Raw genomic sequence first — 23,723 nt, 5'->3', positions numbered from 1 at the left:
CCTGACACTGTGATGCGAGTTGGACCTTGCGGGGTTGCCTGGCGTTCTGCGGATACCATAATCCTGTACGACTGAACATGAGAGACGGACGCGCGGCAATGCAGATCGAGGACGAAATCAAGGAACTGGCCGAAACCTTCGGCATGCTCGCCGAGATGGGCGAAGACGCGAAGTACGAGTACATCATCGACCTCGGCAAGAAGCTGCCGCCGATGCCCGAGGCCGAGATCACCGAGGCGAACAAGGTCCGCGGCTGCATTTCGCAGGTCTGGCTCACCCACCAGCTCAGTCCGGATACTCCCCCGCGATTGCAGTTCAACGGCACCTCGGATTCGACGCTCGTCAAGGGCCTCATCGGGCTGCTGCTCAAGATCGTCTCGAACCGGACCCCGCAGGAAATCCTCTCCGTCGATCTGCGCGCCACGTTTGCGAAGCTCGGCATCGAGAACCAGATTTCGCCCAACCGGCGGAACGGCTTCGTCTCGATGGTCGAGCGCATCAAGCAGCTCGCGGCCGCGCAGGTCTGAGGCCAGCGTCACCCCGGCCGTGCGGCCTATGCCGGCTTGAGGCGCGGTAGCTTGCTTTACACTCGGCTCGACCCACACCGGGTTCGCTCCGGGAGCAAGACATGAGCTGGTTCGCCATCGCCGTCGCCGCGTTCGCACTGGTGACGCTCTGGAAGGGCATCGTCACGGTGCCGCAGGGCAAGGAATACACGATCGAGCGCTTCGGCAAGTACCGCGCGACCTTCGACCCGGGCCTGCACTGGATGATTCCGTACGTCGACAGCATCGGCAAAAAGCTGTCGATGATGGAGCAGGTGCTCGACGTGCCCTCGCAGGAAGTCATCACCAAGGACAACGCGATGGTCGGCGTCGACGGCGTGGTGTTCTTCCAGGTGCTCGACGCGCCGAAGGCCGCGTACGAAGTGCAGAACCTCGAATTCGCGGTCATGCAGCTGACGATGACCAACCTGCGCACGGTGATGGGCTCGATGGATCTCGACGAGCTGCTGTCGCAGCGCGACCACATCAACGCGCGCCTGCTCGCGGTGATCGACGAGGCGACCACGCCCTGGGGCCTCAAGGTCACGCGCATCGAGGTCAAGGACATCCGCCCGCCGACCGACCTCGTCGATTCGATGGCCCAGCAGATGAAGGCCGAGCGCCTCAAGCGCGCGCAGATCCTCGAAGCCGAAGGCGCCCGCGCCGCCGCGATCCTCAAGGCCGAAGGCCAGCGCCAGGCCGAGATTCTCGGCGCCGAAGCGCAGAAGGCGGCCGCCGTGCTCGAAGCCGAAGGCCGCCGCGAAGCGGCCTTCCGCGACGCCGAAGCGCGCGAGCGCGAAGCCGAGGCCGAAGCGCGCGCCACCGCGATGGTCAGCGAGGCGATCGCGAAGGGCGACGTGCAGGCGATCAACTACTTCGTCGCACAGAAGTACGTCGAAGCGCTGGCCCGCATCGCCACGAGCCCGAACGAAAAACTCGTGCTGATGCCGCTCGAGGCCAGCAGCGTGATCGGCGCGATCGGCGGCATCGCCGAGCTCGCGAAGAAAGCCGGCGTCAAATCGTCATGAGCGAGAACCTGGTGCTGGTCTACTGGCACTGGTGGGTCATCGGCCTCGTGCTGATCGCGCTCGAAACCTTCGTGCCGGGCGCGGTGTTTTTGTGGATGGGCATTTCGGCGCTCGTCGTCGGGCTCATCACCGCCGTCGTCACGCTCGGCTGGCCGACGCAGCTCGTGCTGTTCGGCCTGCTGTCGCTCGCGAGCTTCTTCGCGTACCGGCGGCTGCGCCCCGAGCGCGACCTGCAATCGGATGCGCCGACGCTGAATCGTCGCGGCGCTTCGTACGTCGGCCGCCAGTTCACGCTCGCCGAGCCGATCGTCAACGGCGTCGGCCGGCTGCGCGTCGACGACTCGCAATGGCGCATCAGCGGCATTGACGCCCCGGCCGGCGTGACCGTGCGCGTGGTGCATGCTGATGGGGCGACGCTGCACGTCGAGCGCGTCGATTGATGCGCCAGCGCGCAACGAAAAAGCCCCGCATTTGCGGGGCTTTTTTACTACGGGCTGGCAATCTCAGTTCTTGATCGCTTCGACCTGGATGCGCAGCTTGACCTTGCCGGCGTCGCCATCGGCGTACTTGCTGATGCCGAAATCGCCGCGGTTGAATTCGGCGAAAGCATCGGCACCGCAATCTTCCTTCTTGAACATCGGGTGCATGATGCACTTGAAGCTGTCGATCGTGAGCTTCACCGGCTTGGTCACGCCGTGCAGCGTGAGTTCGCCGTCGACCGCCGAAGGCGTGCTGCCCTTGTAGACGATCTTGCCCTTGTAGGTCGCGGTCGGGAACTTGGCCGCATCGAAGAACTCTTCGCCCTTGGCGTGCTCGTTCATCTTGTCGTGGCCGAAGTCGATGCTGTTGATGTCGATGGTGATGTCGACGCTGCCGGTCTTGGCGGCTTCGTCGAGCACCACGGTGCCGCTGCTCTTGTTGAACTTGCCACGCCACCACGAGATGCCCATGTGCGGGGCTTCGAAGCTCGGATAGGTGTGGCTCGATTCGATCGTGTAGGTGGCCGGAGCGGCGGATGCGATGCCGGTGACCAGGGCGGCGGCGGCGAAAACAGCGGCTTTGAGTTTCATTGGAAATCCTTGGCAGTGAGGCTTGAGTTGATGAAGAGGCGGTACGCGGCCTTGAGCCGCGTACCCGTTGATCTGCGTGGCTTCAAGGCTGCGCGACGGAAATGCGGAACCGCACAACGACCGCGTCGTCGAGCACATCGTTCCAGCTGTCGTCGCCGATACCGTAGGCGGCGCGCGAAACGGTGGCCTCGCCCGTGTAGACCGTGGCACCGCCTTCCTGCGCGACCGTGAAGGGCACCGTCACGGGCAGCGGCTTGCCTTTGACGGTGAGTTCGCCGCTGGCTTCGAAATGCGTGTCGTCGAGCTTGCGCACCGCGCTCGATTCGAAGCGCGCTTCGGGGAATTTCGCGGTATCGAACCACTCGGCCTTGCGCACTTCGGCGTTGTAGTCGGCATCGCCGATATCGAAACTCGCGGTGTCGACGACGATGATCGCCTTGGCGGTTTCCGGGGTATCGGCGTCGAAACTCAAGGTCTCAGGTTTGAAGCGCGTGAAGCTGCCGGTGACGGGCACGTTCATCTGGCGGAATTCGGCGGTGATCTCGCCCGAAGCCGACGCAAGCGCCTGCGTCTGGGCGGCGTCCTGCGCGGGCTTGGACGCCGCCTCGCCGGATTCGGCGCTGATGAACAGCGCCGCGATCAGCGAGAACGCGGCGATCGCCAGCAGCATCGTCAGCATGGCCCAGGTCTTCGCGCCTGACCGCGGCAGCATGCGCGCGAGCACGCCGTCGCGGCGCACCACGTGATGCAGGATCGCGGCGCCCGCATGGCCGAGCAGCAGGGCGATCAGCGCGTAGTTGAGCCAGCCGTGCACGGCGCCGAGCTGCTCGGACAGCGGCAGGTTCTTGTCGAGCAGATCGGGCAGCGGCAGCACGCCGAAGTACACCGTGGTGTAGCCCGCGGCCGAGCTGTGCAGCCAGCCCGACAGCGGAATCGCGAACATCAGCGCGTAGAGCGCCCAATGCGTGAAGTGCGCTGCCGCGTGCTCCCAGCGCGCGCCTTCGGGCAGGGCCGGCGGCCGATGCGTCGCGCGCCAGAGCACGCGCAGCAGCGCGAGCAGGAACACGGAGACGCCGATCCACTTGTGGAAGCTGAAATAGCGCAGCTTCTCGGCCGAAACCGGCAGCGCCACCATGAACAGGCCCAGCGCGTAACCCGAGAAGATCAGCACGGCGATGAGCCAGTGCAGGGTGATGGCGGGCGGCGGGTAGCGCGTGGGCGCTGGCTTGCTTGGGCTTGCGTCGATCATGTTGCGGATGGAATCCCCCAGGATCGATGGACTATAGGAGGCGAAGGCGCTGCATCCAAGCGGAAGCTTTTGAGTTTCTTCTTCAGAAAAACTGATGTTTCGCGGATGGCGTCGCGTCCCGCTCCGTCTGGGAGAGGGACTCGCCTGGCAAACGAAGCTGCCTTCACAGCGAATCCCTCATCCGGCGCTACGCGCCCTGCTCCCGGAGAGCAGGGAAAAACTTACGCGCTGCGGGCCAGGCGTTCGCGACGCTGGGCGACGTTGGCGGCGAGGCCGCGCAGCAGTTCGGCGGTATCTTCCCAGCCGATGCAGGCATCGGTGACGCTCTGGCCGTAGCACATCGTCTCGCGCGGGCCGATTTCCTGGCGGCCTTCGACGATGTGCGACTCGATCATCACGCCGATGATGCGCGAGTCGCCCGCGGCGATCTGCCCGCCCACGTCCTGCGCCACGTTGATCTGGCGCTTGTGCTGCTTCGACGAATTGGCGTGGGAGAAGTCGATCATGATCTGCGGCTTGAGGCCGGCCTTGCTCATCGCCGCGCTGGCCGCGTCGACGGCCTGCGCATCGTAGTTGGTACCGAGCGTGCCGCCGCGCAGGATGATGTGGCAGTCCTTGTTGCCGGCGGTCTCGAAGATCGAGATCTGCCCCTGCTGCGTGAGCGACAGGAAGCGATGCGGCGCGCTGGTCGCCTGGCAGGCGTCGACCGCCACCTTCACGCTGCCGTCGGTGCCGTTCTTGAAGCCGACCGGGCACGACAGGCCCGAGGCCATTTCGCGATGCAGCTGCGACTCGGTGGTGCGCGCACCGATGGCGCCCCAGCTGACGAGATCCGACAGGTACTGCGGTGTCAGCAGGTCGAGGTATTCGACGCCGGCCGGCATGCCCTGGCCGTTGAGGTCGAGCAGCAGCTTGCGGCCGATGCGCAGGCCGCGATCGATGTCGTAGGTGTCGTTGAGATCCGGATCGTTGATCAGGCCTTTCCAGCCGACCGTGGTGCGCGGCTTTTCGAAGTACACGCGCATGACGATCAGCAGGTTCTTCTTGAGCTGCTCCTTGAGCGGCGCCAGACGCTGTGCGTAGTCGAGCGCGGCTGCGGTATCGTGGATGGAGCAGGGGCCGACGACGACGAGCAGGCGGTCATCCTGGCCGGCGAGAATGTCCTGGATCTCGCGGCGCGTCTCGAACGTGGTCTGCGCGGCGCGCTCGGACAGCGGCAGTTCGGCCTGGACCTGGGCCGGCGTGGACACCGCGCTGATCGAGCTGATGCGGGTGTTGTCGGTAACGAACTTCATGGCTTGACGCCTATCGGGCTTGAGCGACGTGAGAATCGGGGGCACGGATGCTAGCAGAGGCCGGCGATGGCCCCTAGCACCGATGCGGAATGGCGTATGTCGATGCGGCATGCCACAGCAAGGGCGCCATGCGGTGTTTTGATAAATGATTAACAGGGATTCCATTGAATAATCTTTCATCACAGATCGGCCTGCTGGTCCTGCTCGCCTCGGCTGCTGCGGCCGGCCAGGTCCGGGCTGCGGAACGTCCGCTCGCGGTCTACAACCAGGGCGCGCTGGCCCGCGCCTTCGAACTGCCCGTGATCGGCGAGACCGGCGTGCTGCCGCTGGGCGACACCCGCGGTTCGCTGCGCTACGACCTCACCACCGAGTACCACGCGAGCGGCAACGGCAACGAGACGGTGGTGCTCGACGGCGAGAGCAATCTGCTGACCTTCGCGTTCCGCAAGGGCCTGGGCTGGAATCTCGAACTCACGCTCGAAGTGCCGGTGCTCTATCAGAGCGGCGGCTTCATGGACGACCCGATCGAGAACTGGCACGACTTCTTCGGCCTGCCCAACGGCGGCCGCGAACTCGCGCCGAAGGATCGCTATCTCTACGAGTACACGCGCGACGGCCAACCCGTGTTCCGCAACACGCGCAGCGGAGCCGACCTCGGCGATGTGCGCCTGGGCTTCGGCTGGCAGGCGCTCGACTCGCTCGCGGTACGCACCGAGTTCAAGCTGCCGAGCGGCGACGATGCGCACCTGGCCGGAGGCAATACCGGCGGCGCGCTGTGGGCCGACTGGGCGCTGCCGTTCGATCCGGGTTTCTTCCTGAGCGGCTGGGTTTCGGCCGGCGTGTCGATCAACGACGAGTCCGAGGTGATCGCCGATCAGCAGAACAGCGTCGTGCCTTTCGGCGGCGCCGGTCTCGCCGCGCGCTTCGCCGAGCACTGGTCGCTGCTCGGCCAGCTCTATGCCCACGGCAAGCTCTACGGCGATTCGGCCCTCGACCCGTTCCGCGAGGCCCTGCAGCTGACCCTGGGCCTGCGCTACGACGTCGCGCGCGACTTCGGCATCGACGTCGGTTTCCAGGAGGACCTCATCACGAGCTCATCGCCGGATTTCAGCTTCCACCTGGCACTGAACTGGCGCTCGTTCTGATCCCCTTCTGCGCATCGATCCAAGCCTGCACGCGCGCATCGAGCACCTGCAGCGGCAGCGCGCCGGCGAGCAGCACCTGATCGTGGAAGGCCTTGAGGTCGAAGCGCTCGCCGAGCGCCGCTTCCGCACGTGAGCGCAGCTCCAGGATCTTGAGCATGCCGGTCTTGTAGGCCAGCGCCTGGCCCGGCATCACGAGGTAGCGCTCCACCTCGGCGGTCACGTCGTTCTCGGGCATGCCGGTCTTGTCGATCATGTAGGCGATCGCCTGCTCGCGGGACCAGTGCTTGTAGTGCAGGCCGGTGTCGACGACCAGGCGCACGGCGCGGAACTGCTCGTCGCGCAGGCGGCCGAGATCGTCGAACGGATTCTTCTCGTAGCCCATCTCCCTGGCGAGCCGCTCGGCGTAGAGCGCCCAGCCTTCGGAATACGCGGTGAACGGCAGCACGCGCTGCACCAGCGACACGTCCTTGAGTTCGCGTGCGACCGCGAGCTGGTAGTGATGCCCGGGCACCGCCTCGTGATACGCGAGCGTGCGCATCGAGAACTTCTTGATCTCGGCGATATCGCGCAGGTTGATCCAGAAGGTGCCCGGGCGCGAGCCATCGAGCGGCGGCGGATCGTAATAGGCCTGCGGGCTGCTGGCCTGCTTGAACTCGGGCACGCGCTGGACGACGACGCGCGCCTTCGGCACGCGGTTGAACATCTGCGGCAGGCCCTGCTGCATCTCCTCGATGATGCGCGTGAAGTCCTTGATGCAGTCTTCGCGGCCCAGATCGCTGTTGGCGTACAGGAAGCCCGGCTCCTTGCCTAGCGCGATCATGCGTGCGCCGACGCTGCCGTCGACGTAGCCCTCGCTGCGCAGCAGCGCGTCCATCTCGGCCTCGATGCGGGCCACTTCGGCCAGGCCGAGCTTGTGCAGGTCTTCGGGCGACAGGTCGGTGGTGGTGTTCGAGCGCACCGCCCAGGCGTAATAGGCGTCGCCGTCGGGCAGCGACCAGGCGCCATCGTTGCGCGTGGCCTTGGGCTGCAGGCGTTCGAAATAGGCGATCAGCCGGTCGTAGGCCGGGTAGACGATGCTGTCGATGCGCTCGCGCGCCTGGCCCAGCAGCTCGTCACGCTGCGGCTGCGACAGCTTTTCGATCTTGCCGAGCTTGTCCGCGAACGCGGTGTAGAGCAGGTTCTGCTCGGGCGGCACGGCGACGAAGCCGCGCATCTGCGCGAGCGATTTCTCGACCACGAAACTCGGCGGCAGGATGCCGCGCTCCTCGCGCAGGCGCAGGCCTTCGAGCACCTGGCCGAACTTTTCGCCGAACAGGGAAAGGCGCGCGAGATACTGCACGGCCTCGTGCTCGCTGGCGACCGACTGCTGCGTCGCCATCATCGTCGGCAGCTCGGATTGCACGCCGAACAGCGGGTTCACCGGAAAATCGTGGTACTGCCAGCGGCTGCGCTCGACTTGATCGCCGATGTACCAGCCGATCACGTCGTAGGCGAGCTGGTCGGCCGGCGACAGCTTGCTGCGGTCGTAGCGATGCAGGGTGTCGAGGTCGGCCTGCCATTGCTGGGCGACGGCTTCGAGATGCTTGACCGACACGTCGGTGAGCCGGGCATTGTGGCCGTCGATGCCGAGCGGCTCGAACAGGCGCAGCTGGGTCAGCAGCTCGGGATCGTCGAGCGTGTGCTGCAGCAGCGTGCGATCGAGAAACCAGCCGAAGCGCAGCGGCTTGAACCACCAGCTATGGGCCGCGAGCACGCCGACGACGACCACCAGGGCCAGCAGGCCCAGCGCCGTCCACTTCAACAAATTCTTCATCGTTATCCGCGATTCCCGAATCGGGCAGCTCAAAAAAGGAGGGCGGCTGACGCCGCCCCGAGCTCCCTGATTGTGCCGCGTCCCTGCGGCACTCGTTGATGGCCATCCCTAGCCGTTGGCTCCCTTGCCCCAATAATTCCTGCACATCCCGGCTGATCCGCGGCGGCGCCTCAGGCCTCGCCGGCCCAGCCGCAGCTCTTACCCTGATTCTGTTCTTCGAGGTACTTCATGAGCGGCGAGAAGTACTCGATGAGCGCCGAGGCATCCATCTGCCGCGTGCCGGTCAGCTTTTCGAGCGTGTCCTGCCACGGATGACTCTGGCCCTGGCTCAGCATCGCGGTGAAGCGGGCGCCGGCCTCGGCATTGCCGTAGATGTCGCACTCGTACAGCGGTCCCTTGAAACCCGAAGCATCGCACAAGGCCTTCTGGAACTGGAACTGCAAAACGAAGGCCAGGAAGTAGCGCGTGTACGGCGTGTTGCCGGCGACGTGATACTTGGCGCCCGGGTCGAAGTCCTCCTCGGTGCGGGCCAACGGCGGCGCCACGCCCTGGTAGGCCGCGCGCAGCTTCCACCAGCCGGCGTTGTACTGCTCGGGCGCGATCTCGCCCGAGAACACCTTCCAGCGCCACTGGTCGACCAGCTTGCCCCAGGGCAGGAAGGTGATCTTGTCGAGCGCGAGCTTCATCTGGTTGTTGATGACCGCGCGCTCGTCGGTCTTGGCGTCGGTGATCAGGCCGATGGTCTGCAAATGCTTGGGCGTCAGCGACAGCGTGATGGTGTCGCCGATGGCCTCGTGGAAGCCGTCGTGCGCGCCGGACTGGAACAGCGAAGGCTGGTCCTTGTACGCGAGGTAGTAGTAGATGTGGCCGAGCTCGTGATGGATCGTCGTGAGCATCTCCTCGGTCGGCTCGATGCACATCTTGATGCGCACGTCGTCGTGCGACAGGTCGAGATCCCAGGCGCTCGCGTGGCAGACCACGTCGCGGTCACGCGGCTGCACGAGCAGCGACTTGGTCCAGAAGGTCTCGGGCAGCTTGGGCATGCCGAGCGAGGTGTAGAAGTCCTCGGCGATCTTGGTCATCTTCACCGCCATCGCGGTGTCGGCCTGGTGCTGCAGCTCGGCGACCTGCTTTTCGTCGAGCTTGCCTTTGTTCGCGGCCTTGAGCTTGTCGAACTCGGCGTCGCGCAGCTTGCGCAGGCTGGCCGATACGTCGAGGCTGCTGACGCCCTTGTACGGCTCCATGAGCGGATAGAGGTTGGCCCACTGCTGGGCCCACATGTTGCCGAGCAGCTGCGCCGGGATCAGGCCGTCCTTGGGCACCACGGCATCGCCGTACTTCGCGTTGAGCCTGCCGCGCACCGCGCAGTGCAGCTGCTCGTAGAGCGGCTTGACCTGGCCCCACAGGCGCTCGACGTCCTGGTCGAAATCGGCCGGGCTCATGTCGTAGCCGCCGCGCCAGAGCTCGCCGGTGTTGGCGTAGCCGATTTCCTTGGAGCCTTCGTTCATGAGCTCGACGAAGCGCTGGTAATCCTTGCGGATCGGCTTGGCGGTCGCATGCCAGCCGGCCCAGGCCTCGGCCATCTGCTGCGGGCTGTTCTTGAGCTCGACGTTGTCGATGATCTTCTCGATCTCCTGCAGGCGCAGGCATTCCTGCTGGCCCGAGGCGCCCGGATGGCACCACTTCCCCGAGCCGTAGTTGGCTTCCATCGAGGCGGCGATCTTGGCGAGTTCCTCGCGCTTGGTCGCGTCGTTGGGCGCCGGCATGGTCGAGCCGAGCTTGACGAGCATGAGCGCGCGATCGGTCGCCGGCGAAAGCCCGGTCAGGCCGTTGTAGCGCTTGGCCTCGTCAACCTTGCGCGTCACGTACTCGAGATTCTCCTCGGTGGCCTGCGCGGCCAGCATCTGCGAGTCGTCGGTGATGTAGGTGGCGGCGACCCAGTAGGCGGCGCCCAGGCGCGGATTGTTCTTGGTGCGCCACTCGTTGATGTCGAGGATGAACTTGTCGGCGTCGGCCGCGCCGATCGCCTTCTGCACTTCGGGCGCCGGCGGCGAGGCCGGTTGCGGATTCGGCTTGCAGGCGGACAGCGCGAACGTCGCCAGGGCCAGGGCGGAAAGCTTCGATGGCGTGATTGCGGGCATGTTGGGGAATCCTTGAGTCGGGCGTCGTCGAGGCGTCAGCGCACGTCACCCATCAGGCGGCTGACCGGCTTGGACACCAGCAGCATCAGCAGGCCGGCGCCGACGGTGGTCATGAAGACGAACAGGAAGCGGTCGGGCACCGCGGCGACATTGCTGTCGTCGGCGAGATGCCCGGCCAGCAGGCCTGCGATCAGGTGACCGAGCGAAGTCGCCATGAACCAGGTGCCCATCATCTGGCCGACGTAGCGGCGCGGGGCGAGCTTGGTCACGGCGGACAGGCCCACCGGCGACAGGCAGAGCTCGCCGGTGGTGTGGAACAGATAGGTCAGCAGCAGCCAGGTCGGCGCGACTTTCTCGCCGGCGACCACGTACTGCGAGGCGAAGAACAGCACCAGGAAACCGAGCGACACCTGCACCAGGCCGAGGCCGAACTTCACCGGCACCGACGGGTTCAGGTTGCGCCGGCCGAGGTTGACCCACAGCGCGGCGAAGAACGGGGCGAGCAGGATCACGAACATCGGGTTGATCGACTGCAGCCACGAGGCCGGCACTTCCCAGCCCAGCACCACGCGATCGGTGTAGTCCTTGGCGAACAGGTTGAACGACGAGCCCGCCTGCTCGAAGCCGCTGAAGAACACCGCGTTGCCCGCGAACAGCACGATGATCGCGAGCACACGCTTGCGCTCGGTGGCGTCGAGCCCGCCGAACAGCAGCACCGAGCCGAAGTAGATCGCGGCGACGATCACGATCAGCACGCCGGTGGCGGTCGAGATGGCGATCGGGTCGATCAGCAGCACACCGGCGATGGCGGCCAGCGCCACCGCCGCGATCACGCCGAGGCCGGCCGCGACGAAGCCCCAGCCCTGGCGCCGGCGGCGCGCATCGAGCGCCGCATCACCGCTCGTCGACGGCTGCAGGCCGATGTCGCCGAGCCGCTCGCCGGTGAGCTTGTAGAGCACCAGACCCAAGCTCATGAACACGCCCGCCGCGCCGAAGCCGTAATGCCAGCCCACGTTCTCGCCGAGATAGCCGCAGAGGATCTGGCCGAAGAACGAGCCGATGTTGATGCTCATGTAGAAGATCGAGAAGCCCGCATCGCGCCGCGCGCCGCCTTCGGGGTAGAGCTCGCCGACCATCGCCGAGATGTTCGGTTTGAGCAGGCCGGTGCCTAGCGCGATGAAGATCAGGCCGATGAAGAAGCTCGCGTTGCCCGGCAGCGCCATCGTGAAGTGGCCGAAGGCGATCAGGCAGCCGCCGTAGAACACCGCGTCGCGCAGGCCGAGCAGGCGATCGGCGATCCAGCCGCCCGGCAGCGAGGCTAGGTAGACGCCCGTCGTGTAGAGCCCGTAGACCGCGGCGGCGACGTCCTTGCTGAGCCCGAGCCCCGGATTGCGCCCTTCCACCGCCGCGACCATCGCGAGCACGAGGATCGCGCGCATGCCGTAGTACGAAAAGCGCTCCCACATTTCGGTCAGAAACAGGGTCGTCAGGCCGCGAGGATGGCGGGCCGCAGGCGCTAGGGTCATCGAAGAAGGACGGTGGGGGAGCGCCCCGACCTTGCCCGCAAAGCGCGAAGCCCGTCAATCCGGGGGCTTTCTCAGGCGAAGCTTGCGCCTATCCGTTCCCGCGACTCAGAACAGGCGGGTGATGACGGCGTAGAGGCCCACGCAGACGAGGCCCAGCATCAGCAGCAGGGCCAGCATCAGGCCGGCCAGCATGAGCTTGCCGTGACGCTTCGGCGCAGCCGCGCCGGACTGCGCGTCGAGGTGGTCGAGCAGCAGCCGGGCGTTTCGCGCATGCGAGCGGAACGCCACGTCGAACAGATCACCGACCAGCGGCACCGAGCCGCCCACGGTATCGACGACCATGTTGCCGAGCATGCGGGCGATCAGCCCGCGCGGAGCGCCGACGCGTACGCTTTCGAACAGGATGCTGCTGCCGAGCAGCAGGCCCGCGATGTCGCCGATGCCCGGGATCAGCCCGAGCAGCGCGTCGAGACCGAAGCGGATGCGCGTGCCCGGGATGCTCACCAGGCCATCGAGCAGCCTGGCGATGCGGCCGACGCGCGTCCGGGCGCTGGCGATGCGCCGTTGGTGATCGTGGTCGAAGCGGGTGTCGGTGGCGGGGCTCATGCGCCGCATTATCCACGCGCGGCCGATGAGCCGAGGCTGTCCGGCGGGCCCTTTGTCATCGATTGCCCTTAAACTGGCCGTTCCGCTGCCCGGCTCGCGCCCCTCCCGAACGTGTTCACACTGGTCTTCTACTGGATCGCCTGGTGGCTGTTTCAGCCCTTGAACCGGCTGATCCGCTATCGCACCACGCCTACCGAACTGGCCCAGCAGCTCAAGCTGGACCGGACCCGGCCGGTGGTCTACCTGCTGCCGACACGCTCATGGGGTGACCTGTTCCTGCTCGAACGCATCTGCCGCGACAACGGCCTGCCGCGCCCGGGCCGCTCGGGCACCGCGCTGCCGACGCTCGACCAGGCCGGCGTGCTGTACCTGCCCGCGCTGCTCGAAACGCGCATCCGCGATACCGCGCTGACCGATGTCGTGCAGCGTGCCGCGGCCGATGCCGCCTTCGACTGCCAGGTGGTCCCGGTGTCGGTGTTCTGGGGCCGCGACCCGGGCTCGGAGACCTCGCTCTGGAAGCTGATCTTCGCCGACAGCGTGCAGGCCGGCATGGTCCGCAAGCTCATCATCATGATGGTCAACGGCCGCAACGTGTACGCGAACTTCGGCCTGCCGCTGGGCTTTCGCGAGTTCGTGTCCAAGGAGAAGTCGCCCGAGTTCGCGATCCGCAAGCTCGGCCGCCTGTTCCACATCTACTTCCTGCACGCGCGCACCGCGGCGCTCGGGCCCACGCTGCAGAACCGCGAGGTGGTGCTGCACCAGCTGCTCAATTCGCCGCGCGTGCGCAGCGAGATCCTGGCCGAATCGCGGCGCGGCAAGCTCACCGAGGCCCAGGCCAACGAAAAGGCGCGCAAGTACGCCGAGGAGATCGCGGCCAACTATTCGGCGACCACGGTACGCTTCCTCGAGCGCCTGCTCGAGCTGATCTGGAACCGCATCTTCCGCGGCGTGCAGGTGTTCGGGCTCGAGCGTCTGCGCCAGTGGGCGCAGGGCCACGAAATCATCTACCTGCCCTCGCACCGCAGCCACGCGGACTACCTGCTGCTGAGCTACGTGCTGTATCGCGCGGGCATCGTGCCGCCGCACATCGCGGCCGGCATCAATCTCAATTTCTGGCCGGCCGGCCCGATCCTGCGTCGTGGCGGCGCGTTCTACATGCGCCGCAGCTTCGGCAGCGACCGGCTCTACGCGGCGGTGTTCCGCGCCTATGTCGACTCGCTGATCGGGCGCGGCTATTCGATCAGCTTCTATCCCGAAGGCGGTCGCAGCCGCACCGGTCGCCTACTGTCGCCGAAGGCCGGTCTGCTCGGGATGGTGATCGAATCGGCGCTGCGCCAGTCGGCGCGCAAGGTGGCCATCGTTCCGGTCTACGTCGGCTACGACAAGGTCTGGGAGCTCAACAGCTACTTCAAGGAACTGCGTGGGGCGCAGAAGCAGAAGGAATCGGCCGGCGAGCTCGTCAAGAGCGCCAAGCTGCTGACCAAGTCCTACGGCCGCGTGTACCTGAACTTCGGCGAGCCGATTCCGCTCGGCGAATACGCCGACAAGCACCTGCCGAACTGGCGCGACTCGCTGCGCAAGCCCGGCGACGAGCTGCCGCCCGGCTGGCGCGACTTCGTCTCGCGGCTGGCGCTGGCCAACCACCGGCGCGTCAACGCGGCCGCGATCGCGAGTCCCGTGAGCCTGGCCGCCGTCACCATCCTCGCGAGCCCGAAGGGCGCGGTCGGCAAGGCCGACATGCTGTCGCAGCTGCAGCACCTCGTGCAGCTGCTCGAAGCGCGGCCGTACAGCGAGAACCTGGTGGTGCCCGAGCGCTCGCCCGAGGCCATCGTCGAATGGGCGGCGCCGATCGCGCGCATCGCCGAAGTGCCGCATCCCTGGGGCGATCTGCTCGACGTCGCCGACCGCGACGCGGTACTGCTGACCTACGCGCGCAACAATGTCCAGCACCTGTTCGCGCTGCCGAGCCTGGTCGCCAACCTGTTCCGCACGCGCGGCGTGCTCAGCGAAGACGCGGTCATCACCGGCTGCCGCGCGCTGTATCCGTTCCTGCGCACCGAGTTCTACCTGCGCTGGGAGCCGGCCGAAGCCGAGCAGGTCGCGCGCGACACCATCGACGTGATGCTCGGCCAGGGCCTGCTGCTGCGCAACGAGGACGGCCGGCTCGCGCGTCCGGACGTCAACACGTCTTCCTACTCGACGCTGTCGATGCTCGGCCGCGTGATGGGCGAAACGCTAGAGCGCTACTGCATGACCACGCTGCTGCTCGCCGACGAGAGCAAGAGCCGGCTGCCGCTGCAGCGCGAACGCTTCGAGGAAGATTGCCGCCGCCTGGCCGAACGCATGGCCGTGCTGACCGGCCGCGATTCGCCCGAGTTCTTCGACAAGGCCCTGTTCCGCGGCTACCTCGACACCCTGATCGACGTCGGCATCGTCAGCGAGACCGGCGATCGCAAGCTCGCGGTCGACGCGCGCATCGACAAGATCGCCGAACGCTCGCTCGAACTGCTGTCCGACGAGACCCGGCAGACCTTGCTGCAGCTGCTGTCGGGACGGCCGCAGGCGGCTCCCGCGGAACCGCCGGCCGTCGCCCCGGTCTGAGCCTCTCCAGCCACCGCCTGCGGACGGGCGGTGGCCCGCTCGCCGGCTTTGTGTGTAATCTGCGGCCGATTTTTGGGCTTAGCCCGTCTGCCATCCCTTGCCTCGTCAACTTCCAACAAGAGAACCCATGCACTCCTCATTTCGCCTGCTCGCCGTCGCCGCCTGCGCCAGCCTGCTCTTCGCCTGCGCCAAGAAGGAAGACGGCGCCGCCGCCTCTTCGGGCGAACTGACCACCGACGCCCAGAAGTTCGGCTACGCCATCGGCGTGGACCTCGGCAACTCGCTCAAGCCCGTGCAGTCGCACGTCGACATCAAGGCGCTCGAAGCCGGCCTCAACGACGTCACCAGCGGCGCCACGCCCAAGCTCGACGACGCCGCCCGCGAGGAGATCAAGAACAAGGTCTCCAAGGTGATGCAGGAAGAGCAGGTCAAGCAGCGCGAGGAAGCCGCCACCAAGGCCAAGGAAGAAGGCGCCAAGTTCCTCGCCGAGAACGGCAAGAAGGAAGGCGTGAAGACCACCGCCTCGGGCCTGCAGTACGAAGTGATCACCGAAGGCTCCGGCACCCCGCCGACCGCCGCCGACAAGGTCACCGTGCACTACAAGGGCACGCTGCTGAACGGCGAAGAGTTCGACAGCTCCTACTCGCGCGGCCAGCCGGTGACCTTCCCGCTCGCCAACGTGATCCCGGGCTGGACCGAAGGCGTGCAGCTCATGAAACCGGGCGCCAAGTACAAGTTCTACATTCCGTCCGACCTCGCCTACGGCGAGCGCGGTGCCGGCGTGAAGATCGGCCCGAACCAGACGCTGATCTTCGAAGTCGAGCTGATCGAAGTGGCCAAGGACGACGCGCCGTCGAAGTAAGTCGGCGGCACGCTCCACCAACGGCGACGGCGACCCCGTCGCCGTTTTCGTCTGCGGCGCCCGCAGGCGCCTGGTTGCGCGCCGGGAACTCGGCGCCCACAGTGGCGTCCGAAGCTGGATTGCGTTCACCACCACCCTTGCTCCGGAGTTCTCATGGAAGAGCCTCCATTGCCCGAGCTGAGCTACGCCGAGATTGCCGAACTCGTGCGCATCCGCAAGTCCCGGGTCGAAAACAAGCGCACGCGCCACAACCGCGAGGCCCTGCAATCGCTGATCCACAAGGGCATGGTGGCGCCGGGCCTGCACGCCGAGCTGACGCCCGAGGGCGAGCGCCTGCTCGAACGCAAGCGGCCCGAGGCGCTGCGACCGGGGTAAGTCGGAAGCCCCGGGCCTTTACTTGGCGAGCCAGTCGCGCGGATTGAGCGCCGTCGCGCCCTTGCGGATTTCGAGATAGACGCCGGACTTGTCGTGCCCGCCACTGTTGCCGGCGGTGCCGATGACCTGTCCGACCTCGACCCATTCGCCGGCACCCGGGCTCACCGACGCGCAGTGGCCGTAGAGCGTGAAGAAGCCGCCGTCGTGCTCAAGGATCAGGATCTGCCCGTAGCGCTGCAGCCAGCCCGTGTAGGCCACGCGCCCGCGCGCGATCGCGCGCACCGGCGTGCCCTCGCGCGCCCCGATCCAGCGGCCGCTCCAGGTCAGCCGCGCATCGGCCTTGGCCGAACCGTAGTCGGCCAGGATCGGTCCCTTGACCGGCGGCGGCAGCCTGCCCTTCTGCTGGGCGAACGGCTTGCCGCTGGCTTCGAGGTCGATCGGAATGTCCGACAGCGCATCGCGCAGCGACTTGAGCAGCTTATCGAGCGCGGCCTCGTCGGCCTGCGCCTGCTTGAGCTCGCCCTGCGAGCTCGTGATGCGCTGTTCGATCGCGGCGATCGAGGCCTGACGCTGCTTGCGGCTCGACTGCAGCGATTCGAGCGCCTGCGCCTGCTCGAGCTCGAGCGCCTCGAGCCGCGAGCGCTCGTCGATCAATTGCGCTTGCAAGGCCGCGATCTGCTCGACCTCGCTGCGCACCGCGTCGATCTGCTGCGCGCGCGCCTTGCTCAGGTAGTCGTAATCGGTCAGCACCCGGCCCGTGCGCGAGACCTCTTCCTGGCTGAGCCAGAGCTGGGTGCGGCTGCGGCTGCCCATGACGAAGGCGGCGCGCAGCTGGCGCGACAGGCTCTCCTTCTGCTCGCCGAGCCGATAACGGGCCTCGGACTGGCGCGTCTGCGTATCGAGGATGCGCGCGTTCTGCGCGTCGATCTCCTGCCTCACCCGGCGCAGCTGGGCCTGGCTGTCCGACAGCTTGCGCTCGGACGCCTCGAGATCCTTGGCCAGCTCGTCCTTTTCGCCACGATCGCGCTGGATCTTGCGGTTGATCGCCTCGATGCGGCCCTTGACGCGCTGCAGGTCCTCCTCGCTCTGCTTGATCGATTTGTCGCCCTGCGGGGCGGCCATCGAGACCGGTGCGGCGAGCCAGATTCCGGCCAGCAGCAGCGCCGCGCACACGCGGCGGCTGGGCGGCTCGGCGAGGCTTGCCTTTTGATCGAGGGACTTGGATGACATAATTCTGGCCCGCATCATAGACGCCCTGCGTCCACTTTCGCGCTCCGATCATGCAGCAGTACCTCGAATTCGCCTCCCATCACCCGCTGCTGTTTTCCGCGCTCGGCCTGGTGTTCGTGCTGTTCATCGCCAACGAAGTGCACGGCAGCCTCAAGGGCGGCAAGCGCCTGTCGATCCCGGACGCGATCCGGCTCATCAACGACCGCGAGCCGATCATCGTCGACGTGCGTCCGGCGCCGGATTTCAAGCGCTCGCACCTGCTCAACGCCATCAACATCCCGCTCGCCAAGTTCGACTCGCGCGCCAGCGAGATCGGCAAGGACAAGAGCCGTCCGGTGCTGCTCTACGACATGATGGGCGGCGGCGGCGGCGAGGCGGCCGAAAAGCTCAAGAAGCTCGGCCACGCCGAGGCATATCCGCTGCGTGGCGGCTTCAACGGCTGGCTCGGCGCGAGCATGCCGGTGACCGCCAAGTAGGCGCGCGCAGGAAGATCATCATGGCCCGCATTCGCGTCTACTCCACCGACTACTGCCCGTACTGCGTGATGGCCAAGCGCCTGCTCGAACGCAAGGGCGCGGTCTACGAGGAGATTCGCGTGGACCACGACGACGCCCTGCGCCAGGAGATGATGCGCCTCTCGGGCCGCCGCACCGTGCCGCAGATCTTCATCGGCGAAACCCACGTCGGCGGCTTCGACGACCTGTCCGCGCTCGATCGCGCCGGCGGCCTCGACCCGCTGCTGGCGGCCTAGCCCGGACCCGGCCCGTCCGAGGCCGGTCACGATTCCGCTTTAAACTGCGGCCCGCGCCCGAAGCCGCGACCGAACAAAAAAGCTTTCTTCCTTCCCGCTTCGCCTTTCAGAAATCCGGAGTTTTGCCTCATGGCCGCAGACGCCCCCAACGCCATCCCCACCAACGCGCCGCAGGCCGATGCCCGCCAGGTCGCGCTGCAGAAGTTCTACGTCAAGGATGCGTCCGTCGAAGTGCCGCTGGCTCCGCAGGTCTTCACGCGCCCCTGGCAGCCGCAGGTCGACGTCAACGTCGGCACCGCGGTGCAGCCGCTCGGCGACGACCAGTTCAACCTCACGCTGACGGTCACCGTGACCGCCAAGCTCGGCGAAGACGTCGCCTTCCTGGTCGAGGTGCAGCAGGCCGGCATCTTCGTGGTCCGCGGCTTCACCAACGAGAACGAGCGCGCCGCGATTCTCGCCGGCTACTGCCCGAGCCTGCTGTTCCCGTTCGCGCGCGAAGCGGTCTCCGATTTCGTGCAGAAGGCGGGATTCCCGCAGCTGCTGCTGCAGCCGATCAACTTCGAGGCGCTGTTCCTCGAGCACGTGAACCGCCAGCGCGCCGCCGCGGCCGCCGGCCAGGCCGGGGCGGACGCCAACGTCAACGTCCAGGTCAGCCACTAGGCCGCCGACGGGCCGCCAGATGAAAAGCATCGCCGTCCTCGGCGCCGGTTCCTACGGCACCGCGCTGGCGATCCAGCTGGCGCGCCGGGGCACCCCGGTCTGCCTGTGGGGACGCGATGCCAAGGCGCTGGCCGAGATGGAAAGCCGCCGCCTCAACGAGCGCTACCTGCCCGAGGCGCATTTCCCGGTCGGCCTGAGCGCGAGTTCCGACCTCGGCGCGGTGCTGGCCTCGGCCGAGGAAGTGCTCATCGTCGTGCCGAGCCAGGCGCTGCGCGAGACCCTGCGCAAGATCGAGCCGATGCTCAAATCCGGCCAGGGCATCGCCTGCGCGATGAAGGGCATCGAGGCCGGCAGCGGCAAGCTCGTGCACGAAGTGGTCGCCGAGGAGCTCGGCGACACCCGTCCGCTCGCGATCATCTCGGGCCCGACCTTCGCCAAGGAACTCGGCCTGGGCCTGCCGACCGCGGTCACCGTGGCCTCGACCGACACCGCCTACGCCGAGCGCATCGCCAACGCCCTGCACGGCGACGGCTTTCGCGCCTACACGGCCAGCGATGTCGTCGGCGTCGAGATCGGCGGCTCGGTCAAGAACGTGCTCGCGATCGCGGTCGGCATCGCCGACGGCCTCGGCCTCGGCGCGAACACGCGCGCGGCGCTGATCACGCGCGGGCTCGCCGAGATCATGCGCCTGGGCCAGGCCGCGGGCGGCCGTCCCGAGACGCTGATGGGCCTGTCGGGCCTCGGCGATCTGGTACTGACCTGCACCGACAACCAGTCGCGCAACCGCCGCATGGGTTTGCTGCTGGCCCAGGGCAAAACCGTGGCGGAAGCGACGGCCGAGATCCAGCAAGTCGTCGAAGGCGTGCGCGTGGCTCCCGAAGTGCGCCGCCTGGCCGAGCGCCACGGCGTCAGCATGCCGATCACCGACGTGATCTGCCGCGTGCTGCTCGGCGAGATTTCGCCGGTCGAAGCGGTGCGCAGCCTGGCGACGCGACCGTCGAAGGCCGAGAACCAGTAGTCGCGCGCAGTCGTCGGGCGCCGCCGCCTCAGCGGCACAGGCCGAAGCCGCCACGATCCAGATGCAGGTGATCGCGATGCGCGGCGTTGTAGTCCGGGCTCAGCACCGTGCTGAAACCCTCGCAGGCGCCGTCGCGAATCTCGTGCAGGAAAGCCGCGTCCGCGGCCTCGCCGTTCCAGTCCGCCGCGATGCGGACGCGATGTCCGTTGGCGAGCACCACGCCGGCGAAATCGAAGGCATCGGCGGTGGCGTGCCGGCTGCGCCTTCCCTGGCGGCCGGCGATATCGCGACAGGCGTAGCTGCCGAAGTGCTCGATGCGCGCGACCGCCGAGCCGTAGTAACGCTGCGCCGCCGGCTGCAGGCGGTGCCGCTCCCACAGCGACAAGGCCACCGCGCTGCGGCAAGACAGCGTGAACGCCTCGACGCGCGCACTTGTGGCGCCGATGCGCACCGCGTTGCGAAAGCCGCAGCCTGCGCCGGTGTCGCGATCCTCGACCGGCGTGTAGCGCAGCGCGGTCTGCGCGAGCACCGCGCGGCATTGCGCGTCGTCGCGGTCGAGCCGGCGCAGCTTGAACGCGGTGAGCCAGTTCGGCGCCTCGTCCACGCGCAGCGGAGCGAACGGATTGTGGCGATCGGGAATGCGCAGCCCGCCCGCCGCCGAGGCCCAGGCGAGCGCGCCCGCGGCGGTGACCGCCATCGCCAGCCCGAACCATCGGCGCTTACGCATCGCATGTCCGCACGAAAAGGATCATCGCTGCGACCGCCGCCAGCGCCGCCGCGTTCATCGAACTGAGTCATCGAGCTGAGTCATCGCGACAGCACCGGGCCGTCCGGGCGATCATGCGTACATGATCTTTCGCTGGTTCGAACGCCTCGTCGATCCGTTCGCGGACGGCTCCGACGAGATGCCGCCGCAGACGCTGGCCGCCTTCTACGCGCACTACCTGCGCCCGATCGCGCCGATCCTCGCGGCCCTGCTCGTGCTCGGCCTGCTGGTCGCGCTGATCGAAGTGCTGCTGTTCGATTTCCTGTCGACGCTGATCGACTGGACCCAGGCAGCGGCCTCGCCGCAGGCCTTCTTCGACGAGCACGCCGGCGCGCTCGCGGCGATGGCGGTGACCGCGCTGCTGCTGCGCCCGCTGTTCAACGCCCTGCACGACCTGCTCGTGCATCAGGCCATCGAGCCCGGCTTGACCGCGCGCATGCTCTGGCAGCAGCACCGCTACGTGCTGCAGCAGAGCCTGTCGTTCTTCCAGAACGATTTCGCCGGACGCATCGCCACGCGCATCCTGCAGACGGCTCCGGCGCTGCGCGAATCGACGGTGCAGATCGTCGATGCGATCTGGTACATCCTGGTCTACGTGAGCCTCGCGGGCCTGTTGTTCGTGCAGGCCAACGGCTGGCTGCTGATGCCGCTGCTGCTGTGGGTCGCGGGCTATCTGCTGTTGCTGCGCGTGTTCGTGCCACGGCTCGAAGCGCGCTCGGCGGCGGCGTCGGAATCGCGATCGAAGCTCGGCGGCCGCGTGGTCGACGGCTATTCCAACGCGCTCACGCTCAAGCTGTTCGCGCACACCGAGCGCGAGCAGGCCTACGCGCGCGAGGCGATCGCCGAGTTCCGCGACGACACCCGGCGCATGACGCGCACGGTGACGACGATGGACGTCGCGATGACCGTGCACAGCGGCCTGCTGATCGTCGGCACGCCGGCGCTCGCGCTGTGGCTCTGGAGCCGCGGCCTGGTCAGCACCGGCGACATCGCGCTCGCCACCGGCCTGGTGATCCGCATCGTCAACATGTCGGACTGGATCCTGTGGACGGTGACCGGCATCTTCGAAAATATCGGCACCGTGCACGACGGCATGCGCGCGATCTCGCAGCCACGGCAGGTGGCCGACCGCGTCGACGCGGTGCCGCTGCGCGCCGAGCACGGCGAAATCCGCTTCGACGACATCCGCTTCCACTACGGTCGCCGCGGCGGCGTGATCGAAGACCTGTCGCTGAGCGTGCGCGCGGGCGAGCGCATCGGCCTGGTCGGGCCTTCGGGCGCCGGCAAGACCACGCTCGGCAACCTGCTGCTGCGCCTGCACGACCTCGAAGGCGGCCGCATCCTGATCGACGGCCAGGACATCGCCGCGGTCACCCAGCAGAGCCTGCGCCGGCAGATCGGCGTGGTCACGCAGGATTCTTCGCTGCTGCATCGCTCGATTCGCGACAACCTGCTCTACGGCCGGCCCGACGCCAGCGAGGCGGCGATCGCCGAGGCGCTGCGCCGCGCGCAGGCCGATGGCTTCGTGCACACGCTCGTCGACGGCGAAGGGCGGCGCGGACTCGATGCACACGTCGGCGAACGCGGCGTGAAGCTCTCGGGCGGCCAGCGCCAGCGCATCGCCCTCGCCCGCGTGCTGCTCAAGAACGCGCCGATCCTGCTGCTCGACGAAGCCACCTCGGCACTCGACTCCGAAGTCGAAGCCGCGATCCAGGCCAGCCTCGACGAGCTCATGCAGGGCAAGACGGTGATCGCGATCGCGCATCGGTTGTCGACCATCGCGCGGCTCGACCGGCTCGTGATTCTCGAACAGGGACGCATCGTCGAAACCGGCACGCACGCCGAACTGCTCGAAGCGGGCGGGCTCTACGCGCGGCTGTGGAAGCGCCAGGTCGGCGGCTTCATGCCGACCGCGACGGAGTAGCGTTTCCAGCAGGCGCCACGCTCAGGCCAGGAACAGATAAGCGAGCCCGGCCAGGTAGCCCGCGCAGCCGATCGCGACTTTGTGCTGCGTATCCCGCACGCGCGCGATGAAGGCCGAGAACAGCAGCGACAGCACGAAGTAGTACGGCACCACCTGGATCGAGGTCAGGTGCCAGAGGTCGCCGGGCAGGTAATAGAAGTAATAGCGGCCCAGGATCGCGAGCATGCCGAGATTGGCGATGATTTCGAGCAGCGGCCCGGCGCTCGCGTGCTTGAGCAGCAGCACGGCGCGGCGCAGGCCGGCGCTCGGGTTCCAGCGCGCCAGCGCCTGCTCGCCGAGATACACGTGCCAGCCGTACAAGGGCCAGATCGCGAAGTTGTAGAGCGAGGTGTAGCCGCCGTGCGTCGGCGCGACGCGGTACTGCCAGAGCTGCGCGCCGAACAGCTCGAAGTGCAGCCGGCCGATCAGCACTTCGCTGACGATGCAGATCGGAAACGCCAGGCCCATGTAGAGCCAGATGGTCTGTGCATCGAGCGCGAGCGGCCGCCGAGCGAGCAGCAGGCGCCACAGCGCGTAGATGACGGCAAAGCCGAAGACGAAGCCGCCCGCGCCCTTGAGCAGAAAACTCATCGCAGCAAGCTCATCGCTCATTCCCCGCCGTCGAAACCGCGCTGGCGCCAGGCTTCGTACACCGTGATCGCGACGCTGTTCGACAGGTTCAGGCTGCGCGAACCGGGCCGCATCGGCAGGCGGATGCAGCGGTCCGGGCCGAGTTCGTCGAGCAGCGCCTGCGGCAGGCCGCGCGTTTCGGGGCCGAACAGCAGCACGTCGCCGTCGCGGTACGGCATCTGGTCGTGACGGCGGCTGCCGCGCGTCGACAGCGCGAGCAGGCGCGCATCGCCGATGGCAGCGCGGAACGCGGCGAAATCGGCATGCAGCACGATGGTCGCCTGGTCGCGGTAGTCGAGCCCGGCGCGGCGCATGCGCGCATCGTCGAGCGCGAAGCCGAGCGGCTGGATCAGGTGCAGGCGCGCGCCCGAGTTCGCGCACAGGCGCATGACGTTGCCGGTGTTCGGCGGAATTTCGGGCTGGTACAGCGCGACGTCGATCATTCGGCG

The 23,723-nt window shown here is 67.3% G+C and carries 23 protein-coding genes; 12 read left to right on the top strand and 11 right to left on the bottom strand.

Annotated elements, in window-relative coordinates:
* Window positions 1–77: 77 nt before the first annotated feature.
* From AC3WUM_RS10710 to AC3WUM_RS10700, 3 genes are all read left to right on the top strand, one after another.
* Window positions 78–527 (top strand): SufE family protein, encoded by a 450-nt coding sequence (locus tag AC3WUM_RS10710; RefSeq protein WP_492410275.1) that lies wholly within the window; start codon window positions 78–80, stop codon window positions 525–527.
* A 101-nt stretch (window positions 528–628) separates the two neighbouring features.
* A complete protein-coding gene (locus AC3WUM_RS10705) occupies window positions 629–1,573 on the top strand; it encodes an SPFH domain-containing protein (protein WP_007184653.1) in 945 nt (314 codons plus the stop codon).
* Window positions 1,570–2,013 carry an NfeD family protein gene (locus AC3WUM_RS10700; RefSeq protein WP_492410274.1) on the top strand — a complete coding sequence of 148 codons (444 nt, stop codon included), beginning with the start codon at window positions 1,570–1,572 and terminating at the stop codon, window positions 2,011–2,013. The genes AC3WUM_RS10705 and AC3WUM_RS10700 overlap by 4 nt, the downstream gene beginning before the upstream one ends.
* A 63-nt stretch (window positions 2,014–2,076) precedes the next feature.
* On the opposite strand, the gene AC3WUM_RS10695 is transcribed toward AC3WUM_RS10700, so the two are convergent.
* From AC3WUM_RS10695 to AC3WUM_RS10685, 3 genes are all read right to left on the bottom strand, one after another.
* Window positions 2,077–2,643 (bottom strand): YceI family protein, encoded by a 567-nt coding sequence (locus AC3WUM_RS10695; protein ID WP_492410273.1) that lies wholly within the window; start codon window positions 2,641–2,643, stop codon window positions 2,077–2,079.
* Between the two features lie 82 nt (window positions 2,644–2,725).
* A complete protein-coding gene (locus AC3WUM_RS10690; protein WP_492410272.1) occupies window positions 2,726–3,892 on the bottom strand; it encodes a cytochrome b/b6 domain-containing protein in 1,167 nt (388 codons plus the stop codon).
* Between the two features lie 221 nt (window positions 3,893–4,113).
* Window positions 4,114–5,187 (bottom strand): 3-deoxy-7-phosphoheptulonate synthase, encoded by a 1,074-nt coding sequence (locus AC3WUM_RS10685; protein WP_492410271.1) that lies wholly within the window; start codon window positions 5,185–5,187, stop codon window positions 4,114–4,116.
* A gap of 164 nt (window positions 5,188–5,351) precedes the next feature.
* Between AC3WUM_RS10685 and AC3WUM_RS10680 the strand changes: the two genes are divergently transcribed.
* On the top strand, window positions 5,352–6,332 hold the full coding sequence (locus tag AC3WUM_RS10680; protein ID WP_492410270.1) for a DUF3187 family protein: 981 nt from the start codon (window positions 5,352–5,354) through the stop codon (window positions 6,330–6,332).
* On the opposite strand, the gene AC3WUM_RS10675 is transcribed toward AC3WUM_RS10680, so the two are convergent.
* The 4 genes from AC3WUM_RS10675 to AC3WUM_RS10660 all read right to left on the bottom strand — a co-directional run bounded on the left by AC3WUM_RS10675 (window position 6,295) and on the right by AC3WUM_RS10660 (window position 12,418).
* Complete coding sequence (locus AC3WUM_RS10675; RefSeq protein WP_492410269.1) at window positions 6,295–8,145, bottom strand: DUF885 domain-containing protein; 1,851 nt, start codon at window positions 8,143–8,145, stop codon at window positions 6,295–6,297. The two genes, AC3WUM_RS10680 and AC3WUM_RS10675, sit on opposite strands and share 38 nt — an antisense overlap.
* A gap of 170 nt (window positions 8,146–8,315) precedes the next feature.
* A complete protein-coding gene (locus AC3WUM_RS10670; protein ID WP_492410268.1) occupies window positions 8,316–10,286 on the bottom strand; it encodes a M2 family metallopeptidase in 1,971 nt (656 codons plus the stop codon).
* A gap of 35 nt (window positions 10,287–10,321) precedes the next feature.
* The gene (locus tag AC3WUM_RS10665; protein ID WP_492410267.1) at window positions 10,322–11,812 is read right to left on the bottom strand and encodes a peptide MFS transporter; all 1,491 of its coding nucleotides are present in this window, start codon (window positions 11,810–11,812) and stop codon (window positions 10,322–10,324) included.
* Window positions 11,813–11,917: 105 nt separating this feature from the next.
* Window positions 11,918–12,418, bottom strand: coding sequence for a DUF4112 domain-containing protein (locus AC3WUM_RS10660; RefSeq protein ID WP_492410266.1), 501 nt, complete (start codon window positions 12,416–12,418; stop codon window positions 11,918–11,920).
* Between the two features lie 111 nt (window positions 12,419–12,529).
* On the opposite strand from AC3WUM_RS10660, the gene plsB reads away from it, so the two are divergent.
* The 3 genes from plsB to AC3WUM_RS10645 all read left to right on the top strand — a co-directional run bounded on the left by plsB (window position 12,530) and on the right by AC3WUM_RS10645 (window position 16,256).
* A complete protein-coding gene (gene plsB, locus AC3WUM_RS10655) occupies window positions 12,530–15,019 on the top strand; it encodes a glycerol-3-phosphate 1-O-acyltransferase PlsB (protein ID WP_492410265.1) in 2,490 nt (829 codons plus the stop codon).
* A gap of 127 nt (window positions 15,020–15,146) precedes the next feature.
* The gene (gene bamJ, locus AC3WUM_RS10650) at window positions 15,147–15,881 is read left to right on the top strand and encodes a BamJ family beta-barrel-assembly machinery protein (RefSeq protein ID WP_492410264.1); all 735 of its coding nucleotides are present in this window, start codon (window positions 15,147–15,149) and stop codon (window positions 15,879–15,881) included.
* A 153-nt stretch (window positions 15,882–16,034) separates the two neighbouring features.
* Window positions 16,035–16,256 (top strand): hypothetical protein, encoded by a 222-nt coding sequence (locus tag AC3WUM_RS10645; protein ID WP_492410262.1) that lies wholly within the window; start codon window positions 16,035–16,037, stop codon window positions 16,254–16,256.
* A gap of 18 nt (window positions 16,257–16,274) precedes the next feature.
* Here the strand turns inward: AC3WUM_RS10645 and AC3WUM_RS10640 are convergent, their stop codons facing one another.
* Window positions 16,275–17,486 carry a murein hydrolase activator EnvC family protein gene (locus AC3WUM_RS10640; protein WP_492410260.1) on the bottom strand — a complete coding sequence of 404 codons (1,212 nt, stop codon included), beginning with the start codon at window positions 17,484–17,486 and terminating at the stop codon, window positions 16,275–16,277.
* A gap of 50 nt (window positions 17,487–17,536) precedes the next feature.
* On the opposite strand from AC3WUM_RS10640, the gene AC3WUM_RS10635 reads away from it, so the two are divergent.
* From AC3WUM_RS10635 to AC3WUM_RS10620, 4 genes are all read left to right on the top strand, one after another.
* Window positions 17,537–17,962, top strand: a complete 426-nt coding sequence (locus AC3WUM_RS10635) for a rhodanese-like domain-containing protein (protein WP_492410258.1) — start codon at window positions 17,537–17,539, stop codon at window positions 17,960–17,962.
* A gap of 20 nt (window positions 17,963–17,982) precedes the next feature.
* The gene (gene grxC / locus AC3WUM_RS10630; RefSeq protein WP_411887525.1) at window positions 17,983–18,237 is read left to right on the top strand and encodes a glutaredoxin 3; all 255 of its coding nucleotides are present in this window, start codon (window positions 17,983–17,985) and stop codon (window positions 18,235–18,237) included.
* A 129-nt stretch (window positions 18,238–18,366) separates the two neighbouring features.
* A complete protein-coding gene (gene secB, locus AC3WUM_RS10625) occupies window positions 18,367–18,897 on the top strand; it encodes a protein-export chaperone SecB (protein ID WP_492410257.1) in 531 nt (176 codons plus the stop codon).
* Window positions 18,898–18,916: 19 nt separating this feature from the next.
* Window positions 18,917–19,915, top strand: coding sequence for an NAD(P)H-dependent glycerol-3-phosphate dehydrogenase (locus AC3WUM_RS10620; protein WP_492410256.1), 999 nt, complete (start codon window positions 18,917–18,919; stop codon window positions 19,913–19,915).
* Between the two features lie 28 nt (window positions 19,916–19,943).
* Here the strand turns inward: AC3WUM_RS10620 and AC3WUM_RS10615 are convergent, their stop codons facing one another.
* Window positions 19,944–20,642, bottom strand: a complete 699-nt coding sequence (locus AC3WUM_RS10615) for an extensin-like domain-containing protein (protein WP_492410255.1) — start codon at window positions 20,640–20,642, stop codon at window positions 19,944–19,946.
* A 121-nt stretch (window positions 20,643–20,763) separates the two neighbouring features.
* Between AC3WUM_RS10615 and AC3WUM_RS10610 the strand changes: the two genes are divergently transcribed.
* A complete protein-coding gene (locus AC3WUM_RS10610) occupies window positions 20,764–22,605 on the top strand; it encodes an ABC transporter ATP-binding protein (RefSeq protein ID WP_492410253.1) in 1,842 nt (613 codons plus the stop codon).
* A gap of 21 nt (window positions 22,606–22,626) precedes the next feature.
* Here AC3WUM_RS10610 and AC3WUM_RS10605 read toward each other — a convergent pair whose 3' ends face one another.
* Together AC3WUM_RS10605 and AC3WUM_RS10600 are read right to left on the bottom strand one after the other, a co-directional pair.
* Window positions 22,627–23,256 carry a hypothetical protein gene (locus tag AC3WUM_RS10605; RefSeq protein WP_492410252.1) on the bottom strand — a complete coding sequence of 210 codons (630 nt, stop codon included), beginning with the start codon at window positions 23,254–23,256 and terminating at the stop codon, window positions 22,627–22,629.
* Window positions 23,253–23,717 (bottom strand): tRNA (cytidine(34)-2'-O)-methyltransferase, encoded by a 465-nt coding sequence (locus tag AC3WUM_RS10600; RefSeq protein WP_492410251.1) that lies wholly within the window; start codon window positions 23,715–23,717, stop codon window positions 23,253–23,255. Before AC3WUM_RS10600 ends, AC3WUM_RS10605 begins: the two co-directional genes overlap by 4 nt.
* Between the last annotated feature and the right edge of the window lie 6 nt (window positions 23,718–23,723).

It is taken from the genome of Hydrocarboniphaga sp. FW305-C-57 (assembly GCF_058783045.1).
The sequence above is the reverse complement of the archived record's forward strand: the minus strand, read 5'-3'. Positions and strand labels throughout refer to the sequence as shown.